This is a genomic window from uncultured Polaribacter sp., assembly GCF_947495205.1.
Taxonomy (GTDB): Bacteria; Bacteroidota; Bacteroidia; order Flavobacteriales; family Flavobacteriaceae; genus Polaribacter.
Window position 1 is genome coordinate 188,158 of record NZ_CANLXV010000004.1, and the last position, 22,227, is coordinate 210,384.

Consider the following 22,227-nt stretch of genomic DNA (forward strand, 5'->3'; position numbering starts at 1 on the left):
TTTAATCATTTAAAATTAGTTCTGAAACAATTTTACCAGAAAGTAAACACAACGGAATTCCACCTCCTGGATGCACACTTCCGCCACAAAAATAAAGGTTTTTAATATGCTGACTAAAATTAGGATGTCTTAAAAATGCTGCAAATTTATTATTGCTAGAAGCGCCATACAAAGCACCTTGATAAGATTGTGTATTCGATTCTATTTTTCTAGGATCTAAAACAGACTCAAAATTAATTAAATTTTGAAAATCTACATTTAAAACTCTAGAAAGTTTTGCTATTATATTTTTTTTGGTTTTCTGTATAATTTCATCCCAATTTTGGCCTGTATTAGAAGGTACATTTACCATTACAAACCAATTTTCATTTCCTTTTGGCGCGTCTGTTTTTTCTTCTTTTGAAGTAATATTTACATAAATTGTAGGGTCTTCAAAAACATCTTTTTTGTTAAAAATATAATCAAACTCTGTTTTATAATCTTCTGAAAAGAAAATATTATGCAAATCTAAATCTGGAAATTCTTTTGTTATACCCCAATAAAAAATTAAAGCAGAACTTGAGCGTGGTTGTTGTAATGTTTTTTCGGGCGCCTTTTGTTTACTTAGTAATTTGCGATATGTGGGCACAACATCTGCATTAGAAATTACAACATCTGCAAAATGTTTGTTACCATTTTCTAAAATACCAATGGCTGTTTTATTTTCGACTAAAATCTCTGTAACTAAGGTATTAAATTGAAATTTTACACCAATATCTTCAGCTAACTTATACATGCTTTGTGTAATAGAATGCATACCTCCTTTTGGAAAATAAGTGCCAAAATACTGCTCTAAATGTGGAATCATAGACATAATTCCTGGCGTTTGATAAGGTGATGAGCCATTATACGTTGCAAAACGATCAAACAATTGCACTAATTTATCATCTTTAAAAACAGCTGCATTATAAGCATGCAATGTGGTATTAATATCTAAGCTATTTATTTGAAAAATAGCTTTTATAGTATCTTTAGATAAATAAGTTTGAAACTTATGTAGCGATTTCTCTAAAAAAAGTGATGCCGTTAAATCGTACTTTTTTTTACTTCTTTCTAAGTAATTTATAATAGCTACTTCATCTACATTAAAAGCTTTTTCTGCATTTTCTGCAAACTGTTTTACATCTGCTTTAGCAGAAAAACGCGTACCATCTTCATAGAAATAATTACAAACGGTTTCTTTTTTTTGATATTGGAAATAATCTTCTATATTTCTATCCGCAGTTTTAAATAAATCTTCAATAAACTGAGGCATTGTAAATAAAGAAGGTCCCATATCAAAACGATATCCACTTTCTTCAAATGCAGTTAATTTTCCACCAAAGTAAGTATTTGATTCAAAAACAGTTACAGCAAAACCAGAAGATTGCAAACGAATTGCAGTAGCTAAACCACCAATACCTGCACCAACAACAATTGCTTTTTTAATATTTTTTGTCATTGACTTTATCTATAAATTTGGTTTAAGAAGAAAAAGGGTGTCTACTTACAATAAAGGTTTGCATCGTTTAAGCAAATTTCTGAACACAGATTTTATTAAGTTAATTTAGGCTTTTTAAAATATTTAAAAGGTACAAATAACATTCCAAAGCATTCGCTATCATCTTTACCCATATTTTTATGATGAATTTTATGCGCTTTACGCAAACCTAATAAATATCTATTTTTAGTATGTTTAAACCATTTAAAACGTTGATGTATTAAAACATCGTGCACTAAAAAATAAGCCAAACCGTAAAATAAAATTCCAAAACCAATTGCTGCGAGCCAAAAAAGTTGATTTCCAAGACCAAAATAGATACTTAATGAACTAGGTACAGCAAATATTACAAAAAACAAATCGTTTTTCTCAAATACGTTTTGGTATTTAGGTTGGTGATGATCTTCATGTAAATACCAACCAAAGCCATGCATTACATACTTGTGTGTTAACCAAGTAATGCCTTCCATAGTGCAAAAAACAGTAAAGGTAATTAAAGCGAACAACATTTTTAAATCATGTTTAATTTATACTTTACATAACTTCTTGCCAATAAATTTATTTTCATTGGGTCTGAAATACGTATTCTTGTATCCATAATTTTTTCTGAAGGTACATTGTTTAATTTTTTAAGCAATCTTCTGTAGTATCTATAAGCCATATATACGCCAAATTTGGCTTCTACAGGTAATTTTAAAATTCCGTTTTTAAATGCATAATCAAAATCTGCTTCAATTTCATTTATAATTAATTGTTTAGAATTGGCATCTAATTGATTTAGATCTACATTTGGAAAATAAGACCTATTTAATAACTCAAAATCATCTTTTAAATCTCTTAAAAAGTTTACTTTTTGAAAAGCAGAACCTAAGCGCATTGCTGCATCTTTTAATTGTTCATATTGTGCATCATCTCCATTAACAAAAACTTTTAAACACATTAAACCAACCACATCTGCAGAGCCATAAATATACTCATCATACTCTGCTTTAGTAGTATATTGTGTTTTATGTAAATCTGCCTTCATACTTTTTAAGAAAGCAACTACCATTTCATCTGGAATATTATAACGATTTACAGTTTGTTGAAAAGAATTTAAAATAGGATTTAAACTAATACCTTGTGCTTTTGCAATGTAATAATCGCGCTCAAAATGCGCCATTAATTCTTCTTTATTATAATCATGAAAAGTATCTACAATTTCATCTGCGAATCTTACAAATCCGTAAATGTTATAAATATCTGTTCTTATAGAAGGTGATAACATGTTTACAGCTAATGAAAAAGAAGTGCTGTATTTTTTAGTAACTAATTTACTGCAACCGTTAGAAACGGTATCAAATAATTCTTTCATATTAGTGATTGTTTTTATTAATTAATTCTGATGCTATTTTACCTGAAATTAAAGCGGGTGGCACACCTGGCCCAGGAACTGTTAATTGCCCAGTAAAATATAAATTATTTACTTTACTACTTTTTATTTTAGGTCTTAAAAATGCTGTTTGTAAAAGTGTGTTTGCCATACCATAAGCATTACCTTTATAAGAATTGTATTCTTTTTTAAAGTCTTTTACACAAAAAGATTTTTTAAAGATAACACTATTTTTAACTTCTTGATTGGTTAATTTCTCAAACCTGTTAATTATTTTATGAAAATACTGTTCTCTTAATTCTTCTGTATCTTCTATACCTGGTGCTAAGGGAATTAAGAAAAAACCTGCTTCTTTACCTTCTGGCGCAGATGTTTTATCTGTCATTGATGTAAAATTGGCATAAAACAAAGGATCTGATGGCCATTTTGGTTCATCATAAATTTCTTCTGCATGTTTATCAAAATCGGTATCAAAAAATAAAGTATGATGACTTGCATTTTTTATTTTCTTATCAAACCCAACATAAAACAATAAAGATGAAGGTGCAAAAGTTTTCTTGCTCCAAAAATTCTCTGAATATTGTCTTTCATTTTGATCTAATAACGTTTCTGTATGATGATAATCTGCACCACTTAAAACCAAATCTGTTTCAATAGTTTTACCATTTACAATTAAGCCAGATACATTATTTTGTTTATCTGTTAGTATTTTTTCTACGTTAGCATTCACTTGAAATTTAACACCTAAAGAAGTTGCTAAATTTACCATTCCTTCTACAACTTTATACATACCTCCTCTTGGGTGCCACGTACCCAAACCAAAATCTGCATAGTTCATAAAATTATAAAATGCTGGTGTATTACTTGGTTTTGCTCCTAAAAACAATACGGGAAATTCTAAAATTTGAATTAACTTATTACTTTTAATATTTTTACGTACTTGTTTTCTAATAGTAGAAAAAAATTGAGAAACACGGGCAACAGTTGTTGTGGTAACCAATTCTAATGGAGAAATTCCTGGTCTGTAAACCAAATCTTTTATGGCCGTGTTATAATTAGATTTTGCAGAATCTAAAAAAGATTTTAAATGTTTAGCACTTCCTTTTTCCTCGTTTTCAAACATGGTATAAATGTTCTCTAACTTATCAGAAATTTCAAGAGAATCTTGCTTTCCAAAATAAACCTCATATCCAGGACTTAATTTGTCTAAGGTGTAATAATCTGATGGCTTTTTACCAAAATCTGCAAAGAATTTTTCAAATACATCTGGCATCCAATACCAAGAAGGTCCTAGATCAAATGTAAATCCTTCTTTTTTAAACTGTCTAGCTCTGCCGCCTAAAGTGTCATTTTTTTCTAAAACGGTAACTTTGTATCCTTCTTTTGATAGGTAGCAAGAAGCGGATAAAGCGGAAAAACCAGAACCTATTATGTATATATCTTTACTCATTTTTGTTGATTGTCTAACAAATATATTCAAAAATTAAACAAAAAAAATGATGCGTATTAATATTATAATACTTTTAACAAATCGGTTACAGTATCATAAAAAGTAATATCAAAATCGTATTGATTTTCTTTAACGAAAGCGGTTTGCCTACCAATAGCTATAAATTTATGATTGGTTTCTTTAAGAATGTAGTTAATTTCTTCAAAGTATGGCGCTACTTTATCATCATAAGGCATTACTGTTAAAGACGTTACAAAACATAAATCTCTCTTATTCTCGAAAAAATAACTTAAATTGTTTAACGGTAAACTTTGCCCAAGATATATGGTATGATGTCCTCTTAACACCAATTCGTAATTGAGATACAATAATCCCAATTCGTGTATTTCATTTTCCGGGAGAAAAAGTACGTATGTCTTATTAGAATCTGCAATACTATATTGCAAATTTTCTATATTAATGTGTATTTTTTGTGCTATAAGATTAGATATAAAATGCTCATGAGCAGGCATTAAAGTATCCGTTTGCCACAACATGCCTATATGTTCTAAAAAGGGAATAAAAACTTCTTTAAAGATTTCTCTGAATGGTTTTTTATGCAATAATTTTTCATAAGTATTGTTAAACAAAACCTTATCAAATTGCAACATAGACAATTTAAATGAATTGATGGCTTCATCATTTATAGCAGTAGAAAATGCCACTTGTCTTGCTTGAGTTTTTAACTCTTCCTCAGACATTTTTGCTATTTTAGAAATTTTAAAGCCATTTTTACTAAGCATTACCGTATTTAATAATTTTTGTAAATTTTCATGAGAATAATATCTAATATTGGTATCCGTTCTTCTTGGTACCAATAAATTGTAACGTTTTTCCCAAATACGTATGGTATGTGCCTTTATGCCCGATATATTTTCGAGGTCTTTAATTGTAAATTCTTGCTTTATATTGTTCAACTTTATAGCATTTAAGTTAGACAAATATAGGGGTTTTTGATTTAACATATTTTTTTTTGTGTAAATTGTAACAAACTTTAACTTTAGACTTCTAATAATTAACTAACCAAAAGAAAAAGTGCAAAAAGATTTAGAAACTAATTTTTTAGCTGACTTTGATGCAAACCAAAATATAGCACATAAAATCTGTAGACTTTACACTACAAACCAAAGTGCTCATAATGATTTGTTTCAAGAAATTACCATACAAGTTTGGAAAAACTACCCAAAATTTAGGGGCGATTCTAAATTTAGTACATGGATGTATAGAGTAGCTTTAAATACGGCAATATCATTATATAGAAAATCTACAAGACAAATTAAAACTCAAGATTTTGATGCGGTCTCTTTTAAAATAAAAGCTACAGATTATGATGATACAGAAGAATTGCAATTGAAAGCATTGTATAAAGCTGTGCATCAATTAAATGATATTGAAAAGGCACTCATTTTTTTATACCTAGAAGACAAACCTTATAAAGAAATTTCTGAGACTTTAGGTATTTCTAGTGTAAATGCTAGAGTTAAAATGAATAGAGCCAAAGAAAAATTAAAAAACATTTTAAACCCATAATAATGGATTTATTAGAAAATTATAAAAAAGCTTGGGAAAACCAACCCAAAGACACCAATAAGCTAAGTAGTGCAGCAATCTACAAATTAGCCAAATCTAAATCTTCATCTATTGTAAAATGGATTTTTATTATTGGCATTTTAGAATTTATTATTTTAAATTCTGCCTATTTTTTTGTTGATATGGAAGCTGCTTACTTAGAATATCAAAAACTTGGTTTGTACAATTTTGTATTTTATTCTCAATTTTTTGCCTATGCAATTATTATTTATTTCCTGTTTCAGTTTTACAATAATTATAAGAAAATTTCTGTGTCAGATTCCACAAAAGTACTCATGAAAAAAATTATAAAAACTCGTAGATCTGTAAAAAATTATGTGATTTTTAATTTGGGGTACATGGCTTTAATTATGCTTATTGTAATTATAGCAGAAATTAATTTAAAAATTGATGATATAAATCTAAATCAAATGTTGCTTGTAATTTTGTTAAGTTTAGTGGTTTGTTTACTAGCACTTGGTTGTTTATTACTTTTTTATCAATTACTTTATGGCTTTTTATTAAAAAAATTAAAGCGTAATTATAAAGAATTGGCTAAATTAGACGACTTTAACTAACACCTTATCAATGAAAAAACAGATCTTATTCTTATTTTTAGGACTTTCACTAGCTACTTTTTCTCAAAAATCAGACTTTTGGAGCCGTGTACAATATGGTGGTGGTTTTACGCTTGGTTTTGGTAATAACCAAACTAATGTAGGTATATCTCCAAGTGCAATTTATAATTTTGATAATGGTTTTGCATTGGGAACAAGTGTTACTTATCTTCACTCAAGAATAAACGATTTTACCACAAATCTTTATGGAGCAAGTTTAATCTCTTTATATCAAACCAAAATTGGCGTACAACTTTCTGGTGAATTTGATTATAATTTTGCAAGACAATCTTTACTTTCTGGCGGATCTGTAAACACCAATTTTCCTGCTTTGCATTTAGGTATTGCTTACAATCAAGGCAGGTTTGCTGTAGGTATAAGGTATGATGTTTTATATGACGAAAATAAAAGCGTTTTTGCTTCTCCAATATCGCCAGTTGTTCGTTTTTATTTCTGATAATTTTTCAATTCTTTTAATAAAATTTCGTGCATTTGATTGGTATAATTTAAATGTGTAACAATTCTTATTTTACCTTCTCCCATAGGTGTTAATAAAATGTTTTTTTCTTTCATTTTATTGATAAAATTATCTGCACCAATTTTTTCATTCACATAAAAAATAAGAATATTGGTTTCTACAGGTTCTATTTTAGTAATGTAACTGCAAGTTTCTAAAACCGTGGCAATTTCCTTGGCTTTTCTATGATCTTCTGCCAAACGTTCTATATTATTTTCTAGTGCGTAAATACCAGCGGCAGCTAAAAAACCAACTTGTCTCATGCCACCACCTAATAATTTACGCAATCGCAATGCTTTTACAATGTTTGCTTTAGAACCTAATAATAATGAACCAATAGGTGCGCCTAAACCTTTAGACAGGCAAATCGAAATCGTATCAAAAAGTTGCCCATACTGTTTGGGGTTTTCCTTTTTAGCCACCAAAGCATTAAATAAACGTGCACCATCTAAATGATAAACTAAATTATTTTTTTGTGCTACTTTCTGTATTTTTTCCAATTCAGAAAAATCCCAACATGCGCCACCTCCTTTATTCGTGGTATTTTCTACACAAATTAACTTTGTAAATGGCAAGTATATTTGTGGTTTTACTGCTGCAAACTCCTCAATTTGACTTGCAGTAAACATACCTCTTTCTCCGTCTATTAATTTACAAGTAACTCCAGAATTAAAGGCAACTCCACCACTTTCGTAATTATAAATATGTGCATATTTATCTGCAATTACCAAATCTCCTGGTTGTGTATGTAATTTTATAGCAGTTTGATTTGCCATTGTGCCCGATGGAAAAAAAAGTGCAGCTTCCATACCAAACATTTTTGCTGCTTTTTCTTGAAGTTGGTTTACAGTTGGGTCCATTTGAAAAACATCATCGCCCACTTTTGCTTGCATCATAGCATCTAACATGCCTTTTGTAGGTTTGGTTACTGTATCTGAAATTAGGTCTATGGTCATCTAAAGAAAACTTTAAAAACTAAAATAGCATTTTTAAAGTTTTACTCAAAAAAAATAGCTTATTTTAAACCTTTAATTTGTTTTTATTGTTAAATAATGCTACTTTATGATATTAATTACTTATAAACCTTAAATGAATATTTTAAAATTTGTATTGCTTATTTTTTTTGTGACTATTTCTTTTATTTCAAATGCACAAACTAATATTTACCACAGTCCTGTTGAAGTATTAGAAAAATATAGTTTAAAAAATTATTCAGAAAAAGTTTACGTTCATTCTGATAAAACGATCTACAACAATGAAGATGACATTTGGTTTACTTTATATTTAATTAATGGAGTTACACACAAAAAATCTAATAAAAGTATGTTAGCATATGTTGAATTGCTAAACGAAAAAAATGACATTATAAACCAAAAAAAGCTATTCATAAATAATTTAAGTACCGCTGGAAATTTTACATTATCTAAAAGTATAAAACCTGGTAACTATAAAATAAGAGCCTATACTAACCACATGAAAAATCAGAGCAGTTCTTATTTCTTTGAAAAAAAAATAACAATTTGGTCTTACAACAATGAAATTATAAATAACCAAGTTAAAGAAGTTAGCACAACGATTGCTAATAAAGAAACAGCAAGTAAACCAGATTTACATTTTTATCCACAAGGTGGCTATTTAGTAAATAGTTTAATGAATAAGGTGGTTATTAAACTGAAGAACAAAATTTACGATACTTTGCAGGTTAAGGGGAATATAGTTGACCAAAATAACGAAATAATAACTAGTTTTACTTCTACCAAATTTGGATTAGGCGAATTTTCTATAATTCCTAAAAAAGGAAAAAAATACTTTGCAATACTAACACATAACAATAATGATTTTAAATATAAACTGCCTGCAGCTTTAAATAAAGGCTTTGTTTTGAATGTTGTAAACTCAGATAAAAAAATATACATCTCTCTAAATACAAATTCTAAAAATGGCTTATTAGGGAGTTCTCTTTTAATTCATAAAAGAGGAAAATTAATGTATAACCAAAAAATTAAAGAAGTTGTTCATAAAAAAACACTACAAATCCCAGTAAATCAACTTAACAATGGCATTATTCACATTACACTATTTAACAGCGACTTACACCCTGTTTGTGAACGTTTAGTGTTTGTTTATAAAGAAGATAATACTCCTAAAATATCTATTGAAAAAGAAAAAGAATATTATGGAATTAGAAAAAAAGTAAATTTAAAAATAAATGTAAAGAACAATCAAGACATTGTAATACCAAGTAAACTTTCTTTGTCTGTTAAAGATATAAATACTTTACCTAAAGAAAAGTTTGCTGAAAATATAAAAAGTTGGTTGCTGTTAAATTCTGATTTAAGAGGCAAAATTAAAAATCCTTCTTATTTTTTTAATAATAAAGAAAAAAGAAAAAGCAAGTATCTGTTAGACTTAATTATGCTTACAAACGGTTGGAGAAAATTTACATGGCAAGAGGTTTTAGCAAATAAATTAAACAACTTACAACACAAACCCGAAAAAGGTTTTATGCTTCAAGGAACTGTAAATTCAATAAGATCTTCTAAAAATTCATTACCAAAATACACAAGACTAACCTTCCCAGCAGGAGGTTTGTTTAAACAAGAACCCATAACAAAAACAGATAGTATTGGTAATTATTCTTACGGTCCTTTTGTTTTTTTTGATAGTATTCCTGTAATTGTAGAAGCTAGGCTTAATAACTTTAAATCTAAAAGAAAAGAAGATAAAAAAGTAATTATTACACCTAAACTAGGAAAAAAAGAATCGAAAATTATTTCTAAAAAAAACACTAAAGATAATATACAATCCAAAATTCTTGTAAAACCTTACACAGAACAACAAAAAAAATTACAAAAACTTAAAAATAAATTTACACAAACTGAAAATGTACTAAACGAAGTGGTTGTAAAAGCTAAATTAAAAAAAGAAGAGGATGAAAGAAATAGAGAAATGAATAAAAGAACCTCTTATGGAAATGCTTTTAATAGAACCGACTTAAATGAAATTGGTAAGTCTTTTGGAGACATTTTTAATTTATTAGCTACAATTGGTGGCTTAACAATTAATGGTGATCAAGTAAGGGTAAACAGACAAAGAGATGCAGAACCTTTAATTTTATACAACGAACTTCCTATTGAAGCTATTGAATTGAGTGGCATACCAGCTAATGAAGTTTCTTTTGTAGATGTTTTGGTTGGCCCTGAAATTGCTATTTTTAGTAGTAGTGTTCCTGTAATTTCTATATACTCTAAAAGTAGTTCTGGCAGATTTATAGAGAGAGAACCAGGAATTACAAATTACAAAGCAGCTGGTTTTTATACTGCTAAAGAATTTTATGCACCAGACCATATTAATGGCATAGAAGAACAAACAAAACCAGATGTGAGAACAACGCTACATTGGGCACCTAATATTATTGTAATGAAAGATAAACCTGTGGAGATTTCTTTTTTTACTTCTGATATTAAAAGTGAATACATTATAGAAATTGAAGGAATTTCTGTAACAGGCAAACCAATTTATAAAACCTCTAAATTTTTTGTTGAATAAAACGATAGTTAAGTAGCTATTTATTTTGTTTTAATTCCCAATTGGTGATCCATCAGGAATTTGTGGTGCCAGTGTTTTTTTATGTGATTTTGGATTTTTTAAATAATCTTTAATCATCTTAACCATAGCATCATTATAAATTTTTTGTGTTCCTTTGCTTTTTTTATTCTGAAGAATTTCTTTAATTTCATTTAACTTATACAAAACAATAGCATTTACTTGTTGGTATTGATTTTTGTTTGCGCCTAAATAAAACAATTGCTCTAAAACCTTAATATTTATAACGTTTTGCAATTCTTTATAATAATTAATGTTGTATGTTTTTTTAATGGTTTTTGAGATCAATTCGTCAATTAACTCCTCTAAACCTAATTGATTCTTATTCAAACTTTTATGCGCAATTAAACGCGACATTCTTTGTGAATTTAACAATAAACTTAATGTCATTTCAGAAGCTGTTTCTACTGCACTAAAAGCATCAAATGCTACACCTAATTTGCTTTTAAAAGATTCTCTTGTTCTCCCAAAACCCATCGCCCTTGGCGGAAATAAACCCAACTTTTCTTCTGGAATTGCAATTTCATTAACATGTAAAGTTTGTAAAACTGCTTGCAATGCAATGCGTTCTGTAGTTCCAGAAACTCTTTTTACTATGGTTTGATTATCGCCTTTTACAGCATAACTATACTCTAAACCACCAATTAATTTTGAAGTAGCTTCTGTTTGATATCTATGAAAAAAATAAAGAGGCACAAAAACATCTTCTAATACAGAATACGGCTGGTTTGTTTTTATATTATCTGCAGAAAAATTTGCAATTGCCTTTTTTCTAATTTTTAAAACATTGTACAATTCATCATGAATATTGCCTCCATTATCCCATAAATGTGCTGCAGAATTTGCACTTCCTTTAGACCTAGCATCTTGATCAGATAAATATTTTAAACCTTTTTTTGCAGCATTTTTCAGAATAAGATTCAATTCTTTTGCTTCATTTTTATCTTTAGGAAAATCTTGATAAAAATACGCAACAGTTACCTTATCCCAAGCACCAATTTTGGTATCATAAGCATCAGAAAAATTAATACTTCCATCTTCTTTTAAACTAAATTTTGGATGTGGATAATCCATAACAGAGCTTCTATTATTGGTACTTGCAGCAAAATTATGGGCAAAACCTAAAGTATGCCCAATTTCATGTGCAGATAATTGTCTTATTCTTGCCAAAGCCATTTGTAAAGCAAAATCATCATTTGAATTATTATTAGCATAAGGTGCTTGCAAAGCTTGTGCAATTAAAAAATCTTGACGAATTCTTAAACTCCCCAAACTTACATGACCTTTAATAATTTCTCCTGTTCTAGGATCAGAAATACTTGCACCATAACTCCACCCTCTTGTAGATCTATGCACCCATTGTACCACATTATAACGCACATCTAAAGGATCTGCATTTTCTGGTAACATTTTAAACTGAAAAGCATCTTTGTAACCAATGGCTTCAAAAGCTTGGTTCCACCAAAGACCACCATCTAACAAAGCAGATCTTACTGGCTCTGGAGTTCCTCTGTCTAAATAATAAATAATAGGTTTTTTGGCTTCAGAAATTTTAGCATTTGGGTTTTTCTTTTCTAAACGATGTCTGTAAATAAATCGTTTGGTAATAGCTTCATTTACAGGTGTGGCATAATCTAAATAAGACATGGCATAACCACCAGAACGTGTATCAAAACTTCTAGGTTTGTAGTTATTGTCTGGTAATTTTACAAAACTATGGTGCTGATTTACAGAAACTGCTGTTGCATCTGGAGTTACACTTCTTATGTTATAACCTTTAGGTTTTCCTTTAAAAGTAAGTAAAACATCAAACTCAACATTTTTAGGAAATGCTTTGGTGCGTTCTAAATTAAAAGCACTTCTACTTTTATCTAAACTGTAGTTTCCTTGATTATTTCTTGCCAAAGTATTTGCCACACCATGAGCATCTCTCATAAAAAATAAAGAAGCATCTACCAAATAGGTATTGTTTTTTATCTCTTTAATTACAAAGCCATGCAATATAGATTTTGCAAACGCCTCCTTTACAGATTTTTGTTCTTCAATGTTTTGTGTAATTGCTCTATACTTTAAATTGGGTTGTACCAACAAAATTTTATTCCCAGCTTTTTTAAAATGCACTACTACTCCGCCACCTAACTGCCCTCTATCTAAACCAATATCGTTAGAACCAATTCCTTCAGAAAGTGCATTTACATATAAAAAATCTGTATTTAATTTATCTATTTCTAGGTAAATTTTATCTTCATTTTCATCGTAATAAAACGTAAAATATCCTTGGTATTTTTTAATACCTTTTTGTAATTTTTTAGATGATTTTTCAATAAAAAACTGAGAAAATCCTTTTGAACAGCAAGCAATTAAAACAAGAATAAAGAGTATTTTTTTCATGATAAAAATATTTTCTATAAAACTATAAAATAACTACGGTGAATAAAAGAAGAAATCCTAAAATTTAATTTATTTTTGTTTTAACTATGATTACACAAGACCAATTAAAAAACATTGAAGTTAGAATTGATAAGCTAAAAGATTATTTAGAAATCGATAAAAAACTGATTGAAATTGCCAATGAAGAAGAAAAAACGGCAAATCCAGATTTTTGGAACAATCCAAAAGCTGCAGAATTGGTAATGAAAGAATTGCGGATCAAAAAAAAATGGGTAGAAGATTACAACAAAGCCATTTCTTTAAACGAAGACGTAAACGTATTGTATGAATTCTACAAAGAAGGCGAAGTTGAAGAGGAAGAAATAACAAATCAGTTTGAAGTTTTAAGTACTTTTTTAGAAGATATAGAATTTAAAAACATGCTTTCTGAAGAAGGCGATGCACTTTCTGCAACGGTACAAATTACTGCAGGCGCGGGTGGCACAGAAAGTTGCGACTGGGCAGAAATGCTGTTTAGAATGTACTCTATGTGGTCTGAAAAACAAGGCTTTAAACAAAAAACATTAAATTACCAAGCAGGAGATGCTGCAGGTATAAAAACCGTAACTTTTGAAGTTTCTGGAGATTACGCATTTGGTTGGCTTAAAGGTGAAAACGGCGTGCATAGGTTGGTAAGAATTTCTCCTTTTGACTCTAATGCCAAACGCCATACAAGTTTTGCTTCTGTTTATGTATATCCTGTTGCAGATGATTCTATTGAAATTGATATAAATCCTGCAGATATAGAAATTACCACAGCACGTTCTAGTGGTGCAGGTGGGCAAAATGTAAATAAAGTAGAAACTAAAGTACAACTTACACATAAGCCATCTGGCATACAAATTTCTTGTTCAAACTCACGCTCACAACATGATAATAGAGCAACTGCAATGCAAATGCTTAAATCTCAATTGTATGAAATTGAACTGCAAAAACAGCAAGCTGCAAGAGATGATATTGAAGCCAATAAAATGAAAAATGAATGGGGTAGCCAAATTAGAAATTATGTAATGCACCCTTATAAACTAGTAAAAGATGTAAGAACTGCTCATGAAACTGGTAATGTAGATGCTGTTATGGATGGAAATATTAATGCATTTTTAAAAGCCTATTTAATGTTAAACGGACAAAAGGGTTAGTTGTTGGTTGTTGGTTGTTGGTTGTTGGTTGTTGGTTGTTGGTTGTTGGTTAACCAATTTTAAAAAATTGAATTCTTTTAAACAAATAAATTTATCTTTCTTTTTTCAACCTTGAATCTTTACAAACTTTTAAAATTTAAAAAACATAAAAAATGATAAAAATATACCATAATCCACGTTGTAGAAAATCTAGAGAAGGAGTAACTATTCTGCAAGAATCAGGTAAAGAATTTGAAGTTGTTAAATATTTAGAAAATATACCTAATGAGCAAGAACTTACAAATATCATAGAAATGTTAGGCATCTCTCCAATACAACTGGTTAGAAAAACAGAAAAAATTTGGAAAGAAAATTACAAAGGAAAAGTGTTAACAGATTCAGAAATTATTAAGGCAATGTTAAAAAACCCTAAATTAATAGAACGCCCTATTGTAATAAATGGCAATAAAGCCACAATTGGCAGACCTTCTGGTGCTATTTTAAAAATAATCTAAATTAGAAAACGGCTTTTTGTTTAACTTTTTTTTAACCCAATAAAACTATACTTAAATAGAACTTTGTACGTAACTAATTAAAGTTTTAAGTTTTGAAAATAAAAATACTTTTATTTATAATTATAGTTTTTTCAATTAACCTTTTATCTGCTCAGAGAACATCATCAAAAAAAAATATCAAACTCACAGGTGTTGTTGTTGATTTAAAAACGAATCAACCTTTAGAGTATGCCACCATCATTTTAAAAAACACCAAAACAAATGTAGTTTCTGGCGGAATTACAGATGCAAAGGGTAAATTTAACATAGAAACTCCAAAAGCAAATTATTTAATAAGTGTAGAATTTATTTCTTTTAAACCCGTAAAATTTCCTGCACAAACCTTATCTGCAGATAAAAATTTTGGTACTATTAAATTGTCTGAAGATGCAAATAGTTTAAATGAAATTGTGCTAGTTGCAGAAAAAACTACGGTAGACATTCGTTTAGACAAAAAGATTTTTAATATTGGTAAGGATTTATCTATAAGAGGTGGTAATGCAAGTGATGTTTTAGGCAATGTACCTTCTGTACAAGTAGATGTGGAAGGCGCTGTAAGTTTACGTGGTAATGAAAACGTAACCATTTTAATTAATGGCAGACCAAGTGCATTAGTTGGTTTAAATGGCGCAGAAGCATTAAGGCAAATTCCTGCAGAAGCCATAGAAAAGGTAGAAGTAATTACATCTCCATCTTCTAGATATGATGCTGAAGGAACAGCAGGAATTTTAAACATCATTTTAAGAAAAAATAAACTTACAGGCTTTAATGGTTCTTTACAATTAGATTTAGGAATACCAGAACGTTTAGGAACCGCTTTTAATGCCAATTGGCGCACAAAAAAATGGAATTTATTTACAAATACAGGTTTTAGATATAATGAAACGCCAGGAAATGCAACAACAGATTCAGACTTCTTTTCTACTTCTGCACAAAATGCAAAAGTAATAGAACGTAGAAAATTCGATCGTTTAGGAAGATCTATTTTTACTAGTTTTGGAGCAGAATATTATCTAACAGAAAACTCTAGCATAATTGGTAACATTGTTTACAATGGTGGTAATGATGATGATGTAAACTCAAACACAATAGACAGGTTTGATAGTAACAATAATTTAAACGAAGCCACTTTTAGAAGAGAAAAAGAGGCGGAAGATGAAGCCAGAATTCAATATACATTAGACTATGTAAATAATTTTAATGAAACCGGTAAAAAACTAACTGTAAATTTACAATACTCTACAGAAACAGAAGAAATAAACAACGGAATTACAGAAATAGATACCCAAGTAAATCTGCTAAACGATTTAGAACAAGTAATAGAAGACCAAGATGAAAATCGTGCATTAGTACAAATAGATTATGTGCATCCTGTTGGAGAAAACATACAATATGAAATAGGTTATAGAGGTAATTATAGAGACATTTTTAATAGCTTTTTTTTAGCAGAAAGACTAGATTTTCCAAACGGACCTTTAGTGCCAGATGCCGGCTTAAACAATGCCTTTAATTATGAAGAATTTGTAAATGCTGCATACTTTCAATATGGTCAAAAATTTAATAATATTTCTTTATTAGCAGGTTTGCGTTACGAATATACTTTTATAGAAATTATACAACAAACGGCAACAACCACAAATAGTCAAAATTACGGTAACCTATTTCCTACCATAAATTTAGGTTATGAAATTAAAGATGGCGAAAATATTACTTTAGGCTATAACAAAAGAATAAGAAGACCAAGAGGCAGAAGCTTAAATCCTTTTCCTAGCAGATCAAGTGAATCTAATATTTACACAGGTAATGTAGCTTTAAACCCAGTAATTACAAATGCAATAGATTTAGGTTACCTTAAAAGATGGAGCAAATTTACTTTAAGCACCTCTATTTACTACAACATTAGCAATGATAATTGGGAAAGAATACAAGAAGACACTGGCGAAATTACAGACAATGGAGATCCTATAATTAGAAGATTCCCTATAAATTTATCTACAGAAGAAAGAGTTGGTTTAGAATTTACTTTAAATTATAAACCTTTTAAAATATGGAATATTAATAGCGATTTTAATCTCTTTAACGTTACAAGCACAGGAGATTACACAAACCCAAAAACCAATCAAGTTACCAATTTCGATTTTGTAAATACCTCTTATTTTATTCGTTTAAACCAAAAAATCACATTGCCTGGTAAAACAGATTTACAAATTAACACCAATTATTTTGGGCCATCACAAAATGCCCAATCTACAAGAGAAGGTATTTTTAGTCTAAACCTTGCAGCAAGTAAAGATTTTTTCAATGAAAAAGCTTCATTAAGTTTAAATTTTAGCGATGTTTTTAATAGCAGAATTAGCAGAAGAATTACAAATATACCCAATGTTTTAAACCAAATTGCAGAATTTCAATGGAGAGAACCACAATTTAGAGTAAGCTTTGTATATCGTTTTAATCAAAAGAAAAAACCAAACATAGGAAATAGAGATAATGGTGGTAGAGAAGATTTTGAAGGCTAATATTTTTTGGGCGTTTTAACGGGCTTTACGTTGCAATCTTTTGCTCATACTTCACAAAAGGATTTCCACTGCAATCCCTAACGCACTTACTCAACCGCACAAAAAAACTCATAATGTTATTAACATTATGAGTTTTTTTATATATATATTTAAGAAATACTACTTTCCTTCAGCAGCTTCTCTAGCTTCTTTCTTTAAAATAAAGTTTTCCCAAATTGTACCACCAATCCAATATGGCACTACAAAAGTTAACAAGAATATCAACAACCAAAAACCAGCTGTAAAAATAAACATGAATAAAATTAAACCTGAAAACTGAGAAAAATCTAACATTTGTTTTAAATTGAATAATTATGATACAAAAATAATACATATTTTTAAAAAATCAACTGAAAAAAACATTTTTTTCCAGAGTATTTTAAAGCTATTGTCCATTAAATATAACTTGGTTTTTGTAAATTTGTTTCACTAAAATTTCAAACAAAATGACAAAGTTTAGAATCGAAAAAGATACTATGGGAAATGTAGAAGTTCCCGCAGATAAATATTGGGGCGCACAAACAGAACGTTCTAGAAATAATTTTAAAATTGGCGCACCAGCCTCTATGCCCTTAGAGATTGTTTATGGTTTTGCTTATCTTAAAAAAGCAGCCGCTTTTACAAACGCAGAATTGGGTGTTTTAGCAGCAGAAAAAAGAGATTTAATAGCACAAGTTTGTGATGAAATTTTAGAAGGAAAACACAACAATCAATTTCCATTGGTAATTTGGCAAACAGGTTCTGGTACACAATCTAACATGAATGTTAATGAAGTTATTGCCAACAGAGCACATGAAATTGCAGGAAAAGTTATTGGAGAAGGAGACAAAACCATACAACCTAATGATGATGTAAACAAATCACAATCTTCTAACGATACTTTTCCTACAGGAATGCACATTGCTGCTTACAAAAAAATAGTAGAAACTACCATTCCTGGAATTACACAATTAAGAGATACATTACAAGCCAAATCAGAAGCATTTGCAGACGTTGTAAAAATTGGTAGAACCCATTTAATGGATGCCACTCCCCTAACCTTAGGACAAGAATTTTCTGGTTATGTAGCACAATTAAATTTTGGTTTAAAAGCATTACACAGTACATTAGCACACTTATCTCAATTGGCTTTAGGTGGTACAGCTGTAGGTACAGGTTTAAATACACCAAAAGGTTATGATGTTTTAGTTGCAAAATATATTGCAAAATTTACAGGATTACCTTTTGTAACTGCAGAAAATAAATTTGAGGCATTAGCAGCACATGATGCTTTAGTAGAAACACATGGTGCTTTAAAGCAAATTGCAGTTTCTTTAAATAAAATTGCAAATGATATTCGTTTAATGGCTTCTGGCCCACGTTCTGGAATAGGCGAAATTATAATTCCTGCAAACGAGCCAGGTTCATCTATAATGCCAGGTAAAGTAAACCCAACACAAGCAGAAGCCATGACCATGGTTTGTGCACAAGTTATGGGTAATGATGTTGCTGTAACAGTTGGGGGCACACAAGGGCATTATGAACTTAATGTTTTTAAACCAATGATGGCCGCAAACGTGTTACAATCTGCGCAATTAATTGGTGATGCTTGTAAGTCTTTTGATGAACATTGTGCAGCTGGTATAGAACCAAACCACGGCAGAATTACAGAATTGGTAAACAATTCTTTAATGCTTGTAACCGCTTTAAATACTAAAATTGGGTATTATAAAGCAGCAGAAATTGCAAACACAGCTCATAAAAATGGAACAACTTTAAAAACAGAAGCTGTACGTTTAGGTTATGTTACAGAAGACGAATATGATGCCTGGGTAAAACCAGAAGAAATGACCGGTAGTTTAAAATAAATTTTAAATCTAGATTAATATAAAAGTCGAAGTTTAAAACTTCGGCTTTTTTTTGTGGTTTTTGCCTATTTTAAAAATAATAAAAAATTAATTCATTTTAAAACGTAAATTCGCAATCGTGAAAATAGCAATTGTTATATTAAACTGGAATGGACAAAAACTGTTAGCGCAGTTTTTACCTTCTATTATTGAATTTAGCCATAATTTAGCAACAATTTACGTTGCAGATAATGCGTCTACAGATAATTCTATTTCCTATATTCAAGAGTTTTTTCCTTCTGTAAAAATTATAGAAAATTCTGTAAATGGTGGTTACGCAAAAGGTTATAATGATGCTTTACAAAAAGTTGATGCCGATATTTATTGTTTATTAAATTCAGACATAGCAGTAACCAAAAATTGGTTAACTCCTATTTTAAAAACGTTTAAAGAGGAAAAAAATACGGCTATTATTCAACCTAAAATTTTAGACTATAACAACAAAACCAAGTTTGAGTATGCAGGTGCTGCTGGTGGTTTTATAGATTTATTGGGTTACCCGTATTGTAGAGGCCGTCTTTTTGAAACTTTAGAAGAAGATAAAAATCAGTTTAATAACAATACAGAAATTTTTTGGGCATCTGGAGCTTGTTTATTTATACGTGCTAAAACCTACCATGAGGTTGGTGGTTTAGATGAAGATTATTTTGCGCACCAAGAAGAAATAGACCTTTGTTGGCGCGTTAAAAATATTGGCAAAACTATTAAATATGTTGGGCAAAGTACTGTTTACCATATTGGTGGTGCTACTTTGTTAGAAACCAATCCGCAAAAAACGTATTTAAATTTTAGAAATAGTTTATTAAACGTAGTTAAAAATGTGCCTAAAAAATGGTTTTTAATCGTAATTTTTTCAAGATTAATTTTAGACGGAATTGCTGGAATTAAATTTTTATTAGAATTAAGACCTGTGCACACTTTAGCTATTTTAAAAGCACATTTTAGTTTTTATAGCAACTTTTATAAATTTTTAAGGAAACGTAAAAAACTTCATAAAAACCAAGATTATTACATACATACCAGTATTGTTTGGCAGTATTTTTTTAGAGGTAGAAAAACGTTTGAAGAACTAAATTAGTTCTCTTTCAGTATTAATTTCCACTTTTCTGTCTCGGCAAAGTTTTTAATGGTAATATTTCTGTCTTTCAAAAAGTTGGTCATGTATTTTTTCAAAAATAAAAAATCGGCCAGTTTGCCTAAATAGCCTAATGGTGATCTATATTTAAACACATCTTTTATAATTACTACACCTTCTTTTTGTTCTAGATAATGTTCGTGTCTAAAACTCTTAAAAGCTCCTTTTACCATTTCATCAGCAAAAAAAGTAGGAAAAGTGTAGTCTGTAACTTTAGAAGTTAATTTTTGGGTAATTCCTAAGTGTTTTGCTTGCCAAGTTACGGTTTCATTTAACCCTATTAATCCAGAAGTTTTACCAGCTATTGCTTTTTCGTTTGTTTTATTTGTAGATATTATATGTAAATCTATACTTCTAATTAAGTTAAAAACAAGTGCTATATTATTTGTATTTATAACTGTTGTTAAATGTATTATTGGCATAATATTTCAACTAAAATATTACAAGATATCTAAACTTCCTTTGCCTTCTCTAACCAAAGTTGGTTCTTCTGTTAAATCTATTACTGTAGATGCTTCATTATCTCCATAACCACCATTTATAACAACATCTACTATAGCTTGCCATTTTTCAAATATTAATTCTGGATCTGTTGTGTATTCTAATACATCATCTTCATCTCTAATAGAAGTAGAAATTATAGGGTTTCCCAACTCTTCTACCAGTGTTCTTATAATATTATTATTGGGTATTCTTATACCTACTGTTTTCTTTTTCTTAAAGACTTTAGGAAGGTTTTTACTACCTGGTAAAATAAATGTATATGGCCCTGGTAATGCTCTTTTTAAAATTTTAAAAGTAGATGAATCTATTTGTTTTACATAATCTGAAAGATGGCTTAAATCATTACAAATAAAAGAAAAGTTAGCTTTTTCTAATTTAACACCTTTTATTTTAGCAATTTTTTCTACAGCTTTTGTGTTTGTAATGTCGCAGCCTAAACCATAAACCGTGTCTGTAGGGTAAATTACCAAACCACCAGACTTTAAAACCTGAACAACTTTAGCAATTTGCCTTGGATTAGGATTCTCATTATAAATGGTAATAAATTGTGCCATAAATTTACAGTTCTTAATTTAAGATAGTACAAAACAAAATCACTCAGTCTAAAAAAATTAGATTGAGTGATTTCATATATGGGAAAATTTTTTATTTTAAGTTTTATCTACTAATCTAAAACCTTCTCCATGAATATTTAAAATCTCTACATTTTCATCTAACTTTAAATACTTTCTTAATTTGGCAATGTAAACATCCATACTTCTAGAGGTAAAATAGTTATCATCTCTCCAGATTTTAGTTAATGCCAATTCTCTTGGCATTAAATCGTTTTTATGAATGGCTAACATGCGTAATAATTTACTTTCTTTGGGCGATAATTTTACAGGTTCACCCGTTTCACCAACAGCTAAATGGCGCAATTTAGAATTAAAGAAGAAATTACCGATAACAAATTCAAATTGTTCAGAATCTGCTGTTGTATCAGACTCTTTTCTCTGTAAAATTGCCTTAATTTTATGCAATAATACTTCAGAATCAAAAGGTTTATTTAAATAATCATCTGCACCAACAGCGTAGCCTTTTAAAACATCTTCTTTTAACGTTTTGGCTGTTAAAAAAATAATTGGCACTTCTTTGTTTGTGCTTCTAATATCTTGTGCTAATGAAAAACCATCTTTTCTTGGCATCATTACGTCTAAGATACACAAATCATAATCGCTATTTTTAAACATAATAAGACCTTCTATACCGTCTTTTGCGTGTGTTACATTGTAATCATTTAACGCTAAATAATCTTTTAAAACTGTTCCAAAATTTGGATCATCTTCTACTAATAAAATTTTTTTACTTCCCATTTTT

General features: G+C 29.5%; 20 protein-coding genes. 9 read left to right on the plus strand and 11 right to left on the minus strand.

Annotated features, from left to right (window positions below; translation table 11 throughout):
• Position 1: 1 nt before the first annotated feature.
• The 5 genes from crtD to Q0762_RS05450 form a co-directional block, all read right to left on the minus strand.
• Positions 2 to 1,480, minus strand: coding sequence for a 1-hydroxycarotenoid 3,4-desaturase CrtD (gene crtD, locus Q0762_RS05430; RefSeq protein ID WP_298764548.1), 1,479 nt, complete (start codon positions 1,478 to 1,480; stop codon positions 2 to 4).
• Positions 1,481 to 1,575: 95 nt separating this feature from the next.
• A complete protein-coding gene (locus tag Q0762_RS05435) occupies positions 1,576 to 2,028 on the minus strand; it encodes a sterol desaturase family protein (RefSeq protein WP_298764551.1) in 453 nt (150 codons plus the stop codon).
• 2 nt (positions 2,029 to 2,030) lie between these two features.
• On the minus strand, positions 2,031 to 2,873 hold the full coding sequence (locus Q0762_RS05440; protein WP_298764554.1) for a phytoene/squalene synthase family protein: 843 nt from the start codon (positions 2,871 to 2,873) through the stop codon (positions 2,031 to 2,033).
• Position 2,874: 1 nt separating this feature from the next.
• A complete protein-coding gene (gene crtI / locus Q0762_RS05445) occupies positions 2,875 to 4,341 on the minus strand; it encodes an NAD(P)/FAD-dependent oxidoreductase (RefSeq protein ID WP_298764556.1) in 1,467 nt (488 codons plus the stop codon).
• A 62-nt stretch (positions 4,342 to 4,403) separates the two neighbouring features.
• Positions 4,404 to 5,297, minus strand: coding sequence for a MerR family transcriptional regulator (locus Q0762_RS05450; RefSeq protein ID WP_298764558.1), 894 nt, complete (start codon positions 5,295 to 5,297; stop codon positions 4,404 to 4,406).
• Between the two features lie 118 nt (positions 5,298 to 5,415).
• On the opposite strand from Q0762_RS05450, the gene Q0762_RS05455 reads away from it, so the two are divergent.
• The 3 genes from Q0762_RS05455 to Q0762_RS05465 are packed head-to-tail and all read left to right on the plus strand — an operon-like array spanning position 5,416 to position 7,023.
• Entirely contained in the window at positions 5,416 to 5,910 is a 495-nt protein-coding gene (locus Q0762_RS05455) for an RNA polymerase sigma factor (protein WP_298764560.1), read from the plus strand.
• A 2-nt stretch (positions 5,911 to 5,912) separates the two neighbouring features.
• Positions 5,913 to 6,527 (plus strand): hypothetical protein, encoded by a 615-nt coding sequence (locus Q0762_RS05460; protein WP_298764562.1) that lies wholly within the window; start codon positions 5,913 to 5,915, stop codon positions 6,525 to 6,527.
• A gap of 10 nt (positions 6,528 to 6,537) precedes the next feature.
• On the plus strand, positions 6,538 to 7,023 hold the full coding sequence (locus tag Q0762_RS05465; protein ID WP_298764564.1) for a hypothetical protein: 486 nt from the start codon (positions 6,538 to 6,540) through the stop codon (positions 7,021 to 7,023).
• Here the strand turns inward: Q0762_RS05465 and Q0762_RS05470 are convergent.
• Positions 7,014 to 8,039 (minus strand): GntG family PLP-dependent aldolase, encoded by a 1,026-nt coding sequence (locus Q0762_RS05470; protein WP_298764565.1) that lies wholly within the window; start codon positions 8,037 to 8,039, stop codon positions 7,014 to 7,016. The genes Q0762_RS05465 and Q0762_RS05470 overlap by 10 nt on opposite strands.
• A 133-nt stretch (positions 8,040 to 8,172) precedes the next feature.
• Here Q0762_RS05470 and Q0762_RS05475 point away from each other — a divergent pair, with 133 nt between their 5' ends.
• Entirely contained in the window at positions 8,173 to 10,632 is a 2,460-nt protein-coding gene (locus Q0762_RS05475; RefSeq protein WP_298764566.1) for a hypothetical protein, read from the plus strand.
• Positions 10,633 to 10,662: 30 nt separating this feature from the next.
• Here Q0762_RS05475 and Q0762_RS05480 read toward each other — a convergent pair whose 3' ends face one another.
• Entirely contained in the window at positions 10,663 to 13,080 is a 2,418-nt protein-coding gene (locus Q0762_RS05480; protein ID WP_298764568.1) for a zinc-dependent metalloprotease, read from the minus strand.
• An 86-nt stretch (positions 13,081 to 13,166) separates the two neighbouring features.
• On the opposite strand from Q0762_RS05480, the gene prfB reads away from it, so the two are divergent.
• From prfB to Q0762_RS05495, 3 genes are all read left to right on the plus strand, one after another.
• Positions 13,167 to 14,258, plus strand: coding sequence for a peptide chain release factor 2 (gene prfB / locus Q0762_RS05485; RefSeq protein ID WP_298764571.1), 1,092 nt, complete (start codon positions 13,167 to 13,169; stop codon positions 14,256 to 14,258).
• A gap of 152 nt (positions 14,259 to 14,410) precedes the next feature.
• On the plus strand, positions 14,411 to 14,752 hold the full coding sequence (arsC, locus tag Q0762_RS05490; RefSeq protein WP_298764574.1) for an arsenate reductase (glutaredoxin): 342 nt from the start codon (positions 14,411 to 14,413) through the stop codon (positions 14,750 to 14,752).
• 92 nt (positions 14,753 to 14,844) lie between these two features.
• Entirely contained in the window at positions 14,845 to 17,307 is a 2,463-nt protein-coding gene (locus Q0762_RS05495) for an outer membrane beta-barrel protein (protein ID WP_298764576.1), read from the plus strand.
• A gap of 159 nt (positions 17,308 to 17,466) precedes the next feature.
• Here the strand turns inward: Q0762_RS05495 and Q0762_RS05500 are convergent, their stop codons facing one another.
• Complete coding sequence (locus Q0762_RS05500) at positions 17,467 to 17,640, minus strand: hypothetical protein (protein WP_298764578.1); 174 nt, start codon at positions 17,638 to 17,640, stop codon at positions 17,467 to 17,469.
• Between the two features lie 152 nt (positions 17,641 to 17,792).
• Between Q0762_RS05500 and fumC the strand changes: the two genes are divergently transcribed.
• Both fumC and Q0762_RS05510 read left to right on the plus strand, forming a co-directional pair.
• Complete coding sequence (gene fumC / locus Q0762_RS05505) at positions 17,793 to 19,193, plus strand: class II fumarate hydratase (protein ID WP_298764580.1); 1,401 nt, start codon at positions 17,793 to 17,795, stop codon at positions 19,191 to 19,193.
• Between the two features lie 118 nt (positions 19,194 to 19,311).
• Entirely contained in the window at positions 19,312 to 20,310 is a 999-nt protein-coding gene (locus tag Q0762_RS05510; RefSeq protein ID WP_298764582.1) for a glycosyltransferase family 2 protein, read from the plus strand.
• Here Q0762_RS05510 and Q0762_RS05515 read toward each other — a convergent pair.
• The 3 genes from Q0762_RS05515 to Q0762_RS05525 all read right to left on the minus strand — a co-directional run bounded on the left by Q0762_RS05515 (position 20,307) and on the right by Q0762_RS05525 (position 22,223).
• Complete coding sequence (locus tag Q0762_RS05515; protein ID WP_298764584.1) at positions 20,307 to 20,789, minus strand: SRPBCC family protein; 483 nt, start codon at positions 20,787 to 20,789, stop codon at positions 20,307 to 20,309. The genes Q0762_RS05510 and Q0762_RS05515 overlap by 4 nt on opposite strands.
• An 18-nt stretch (positions 20,790 to 20,807) precedes the next feature.
• Positions 20,808 to 21,425: an L-threonylcarbamoyladenylate synthase gene (locus Q0762_RS05520; protein WP_298764586.1), complete on the minus strand. Its 618-nt coding sequence runs from the start codon at positions 21,423 to 21,425 to the stop codon at positions 20,808 to 20,810.
• A 96-nt stretch (positions 21,426 to 21,521) separates the two neighbouring features.
• Positions 21,522 to 22,223 (minus strand): response regulator transcription factor, encoded by a 702-nt coding sequence (locus Q0762_RS05525; protein ID WP_298764588.1) that lies wholly within the window; start codon positions 22,221 to 22,223, stop codon positions 21,522 to 21,524.
• Positions 22,224 to 22,227: the final 4 nt, after the last annotated feature.

Excerpts from the sequence above, each read along its gene's own strand:
- Q0762_RS05470 (WP_298764565.1), bottom strand. The coding sequence starts at position 8,039 with ATGACCATAGACCTAATTTCAGATACAGTAACCAAACCTACAAAAGGC.
- Q0762_RS05480 (WP_298764568.1), bottom strand. The coding sequence starts at position 13,080 with ATGAAAAAAATACTCTTTATTCTTGTTTTAATTGCTTGCTGTTCAAAA.
- prfB (WP_298764571.1), top strand. The coding sequence starts at position 13,167 with ATGATTACACAAGACCAATTAAAAAACATTGAAGTTAGAATTGATAAG.
- Q0762_RS05520 (WP_298764586.1), bottom strand. The coding sequence starts at position 21,425 with ATGGCACAATTTATTACCATTTATAATGAGAATCCTAATCCAAGGCAA.
- arsC (WP_298764574.1), top strand. The coding sequence starts at position 14,411 with ATGATAAAAATATACCATAATCCACGTTGTAGAAAATCTAGAGAAGGA.
- crtI (WP_298764556.1), bottom strand. The coding sequence starts at position 4,341 with ATGAGTAAAGATATATACATAATAGGTTCTGGTTTTTCCGCTTTATCC.
- Q0762_RS05500 (WP_298764578.1), bottom strand. The coding sequence starts at position 17,640 with ATGTTAGATTTTTCTCAGTTTTCAGGTTTAATTTTATTCATGTTTATT.
- Q0762_RS05475 (WP_298764566.1), top strand. The coding sequence starts at position 8,173 with ATGAATATTTTAAAATTTGTATTGCTTATTTTTTTTGTGACTATTTCT.
- Q0762_RS05465 (WP_298764564.1), top strand. The coding sequence starts at position 6,538 with ATGAAAAAACAGATCTTATTCTTATTTTTAGGACTTTCACTAGCTACT.
- crtD (WP_298764548.1), bottom strand. The coding sequence starts at position 1,480 with ATGACAAAAAATATTAAAAAAGCAATTGTTGTTGGTGCAGGTATTGGT.
- Q0762_RS05525 (WP_298764588.1), bottom strand. The coding sequence starts at position 22,223 with ATGGGAAGTAAAAAAATTTTATTAGTAGAAGATGATCCAAATTTTGGA.
- Q0762_RS05515 (WP_298764584.1), bottom strand. The coding sequence starts at position 20,789 with ATGCCAATAATACATTTAACAACAGTTATAAATACAAATAATATAGCA.
- Q0762_RS05435 (WP_298764551.1), bottom strand. The coding sequence starts at position 2,028 with ATGTTGTTCGCTTTAATTACCTTTACTGTTTTTTGCACTATGGAAGGC.
- Q0762_RS05440 (WP_298764554.1), bottom strand. The coding sequence starts at position 2,873 with ATGAAAGAATTATTTGATACCGTTTCTAACGGTTGCAGTAAATTAGTT.
- fumC (WP_298764580.1), top strand. The coding sequence starts at position 17,793 with ATGACAAAGTTTAGAATCGAAAAAGATACTATGGGAAATGTAGAAGTT.
- Q0762_RS05460 (WP_298764562.1), top strand. The coding sequence starts at position 5,913 with ATGGATTTATTAGAAAATTATAAAAAAGCTTGGGAAAACCAACCCAAA.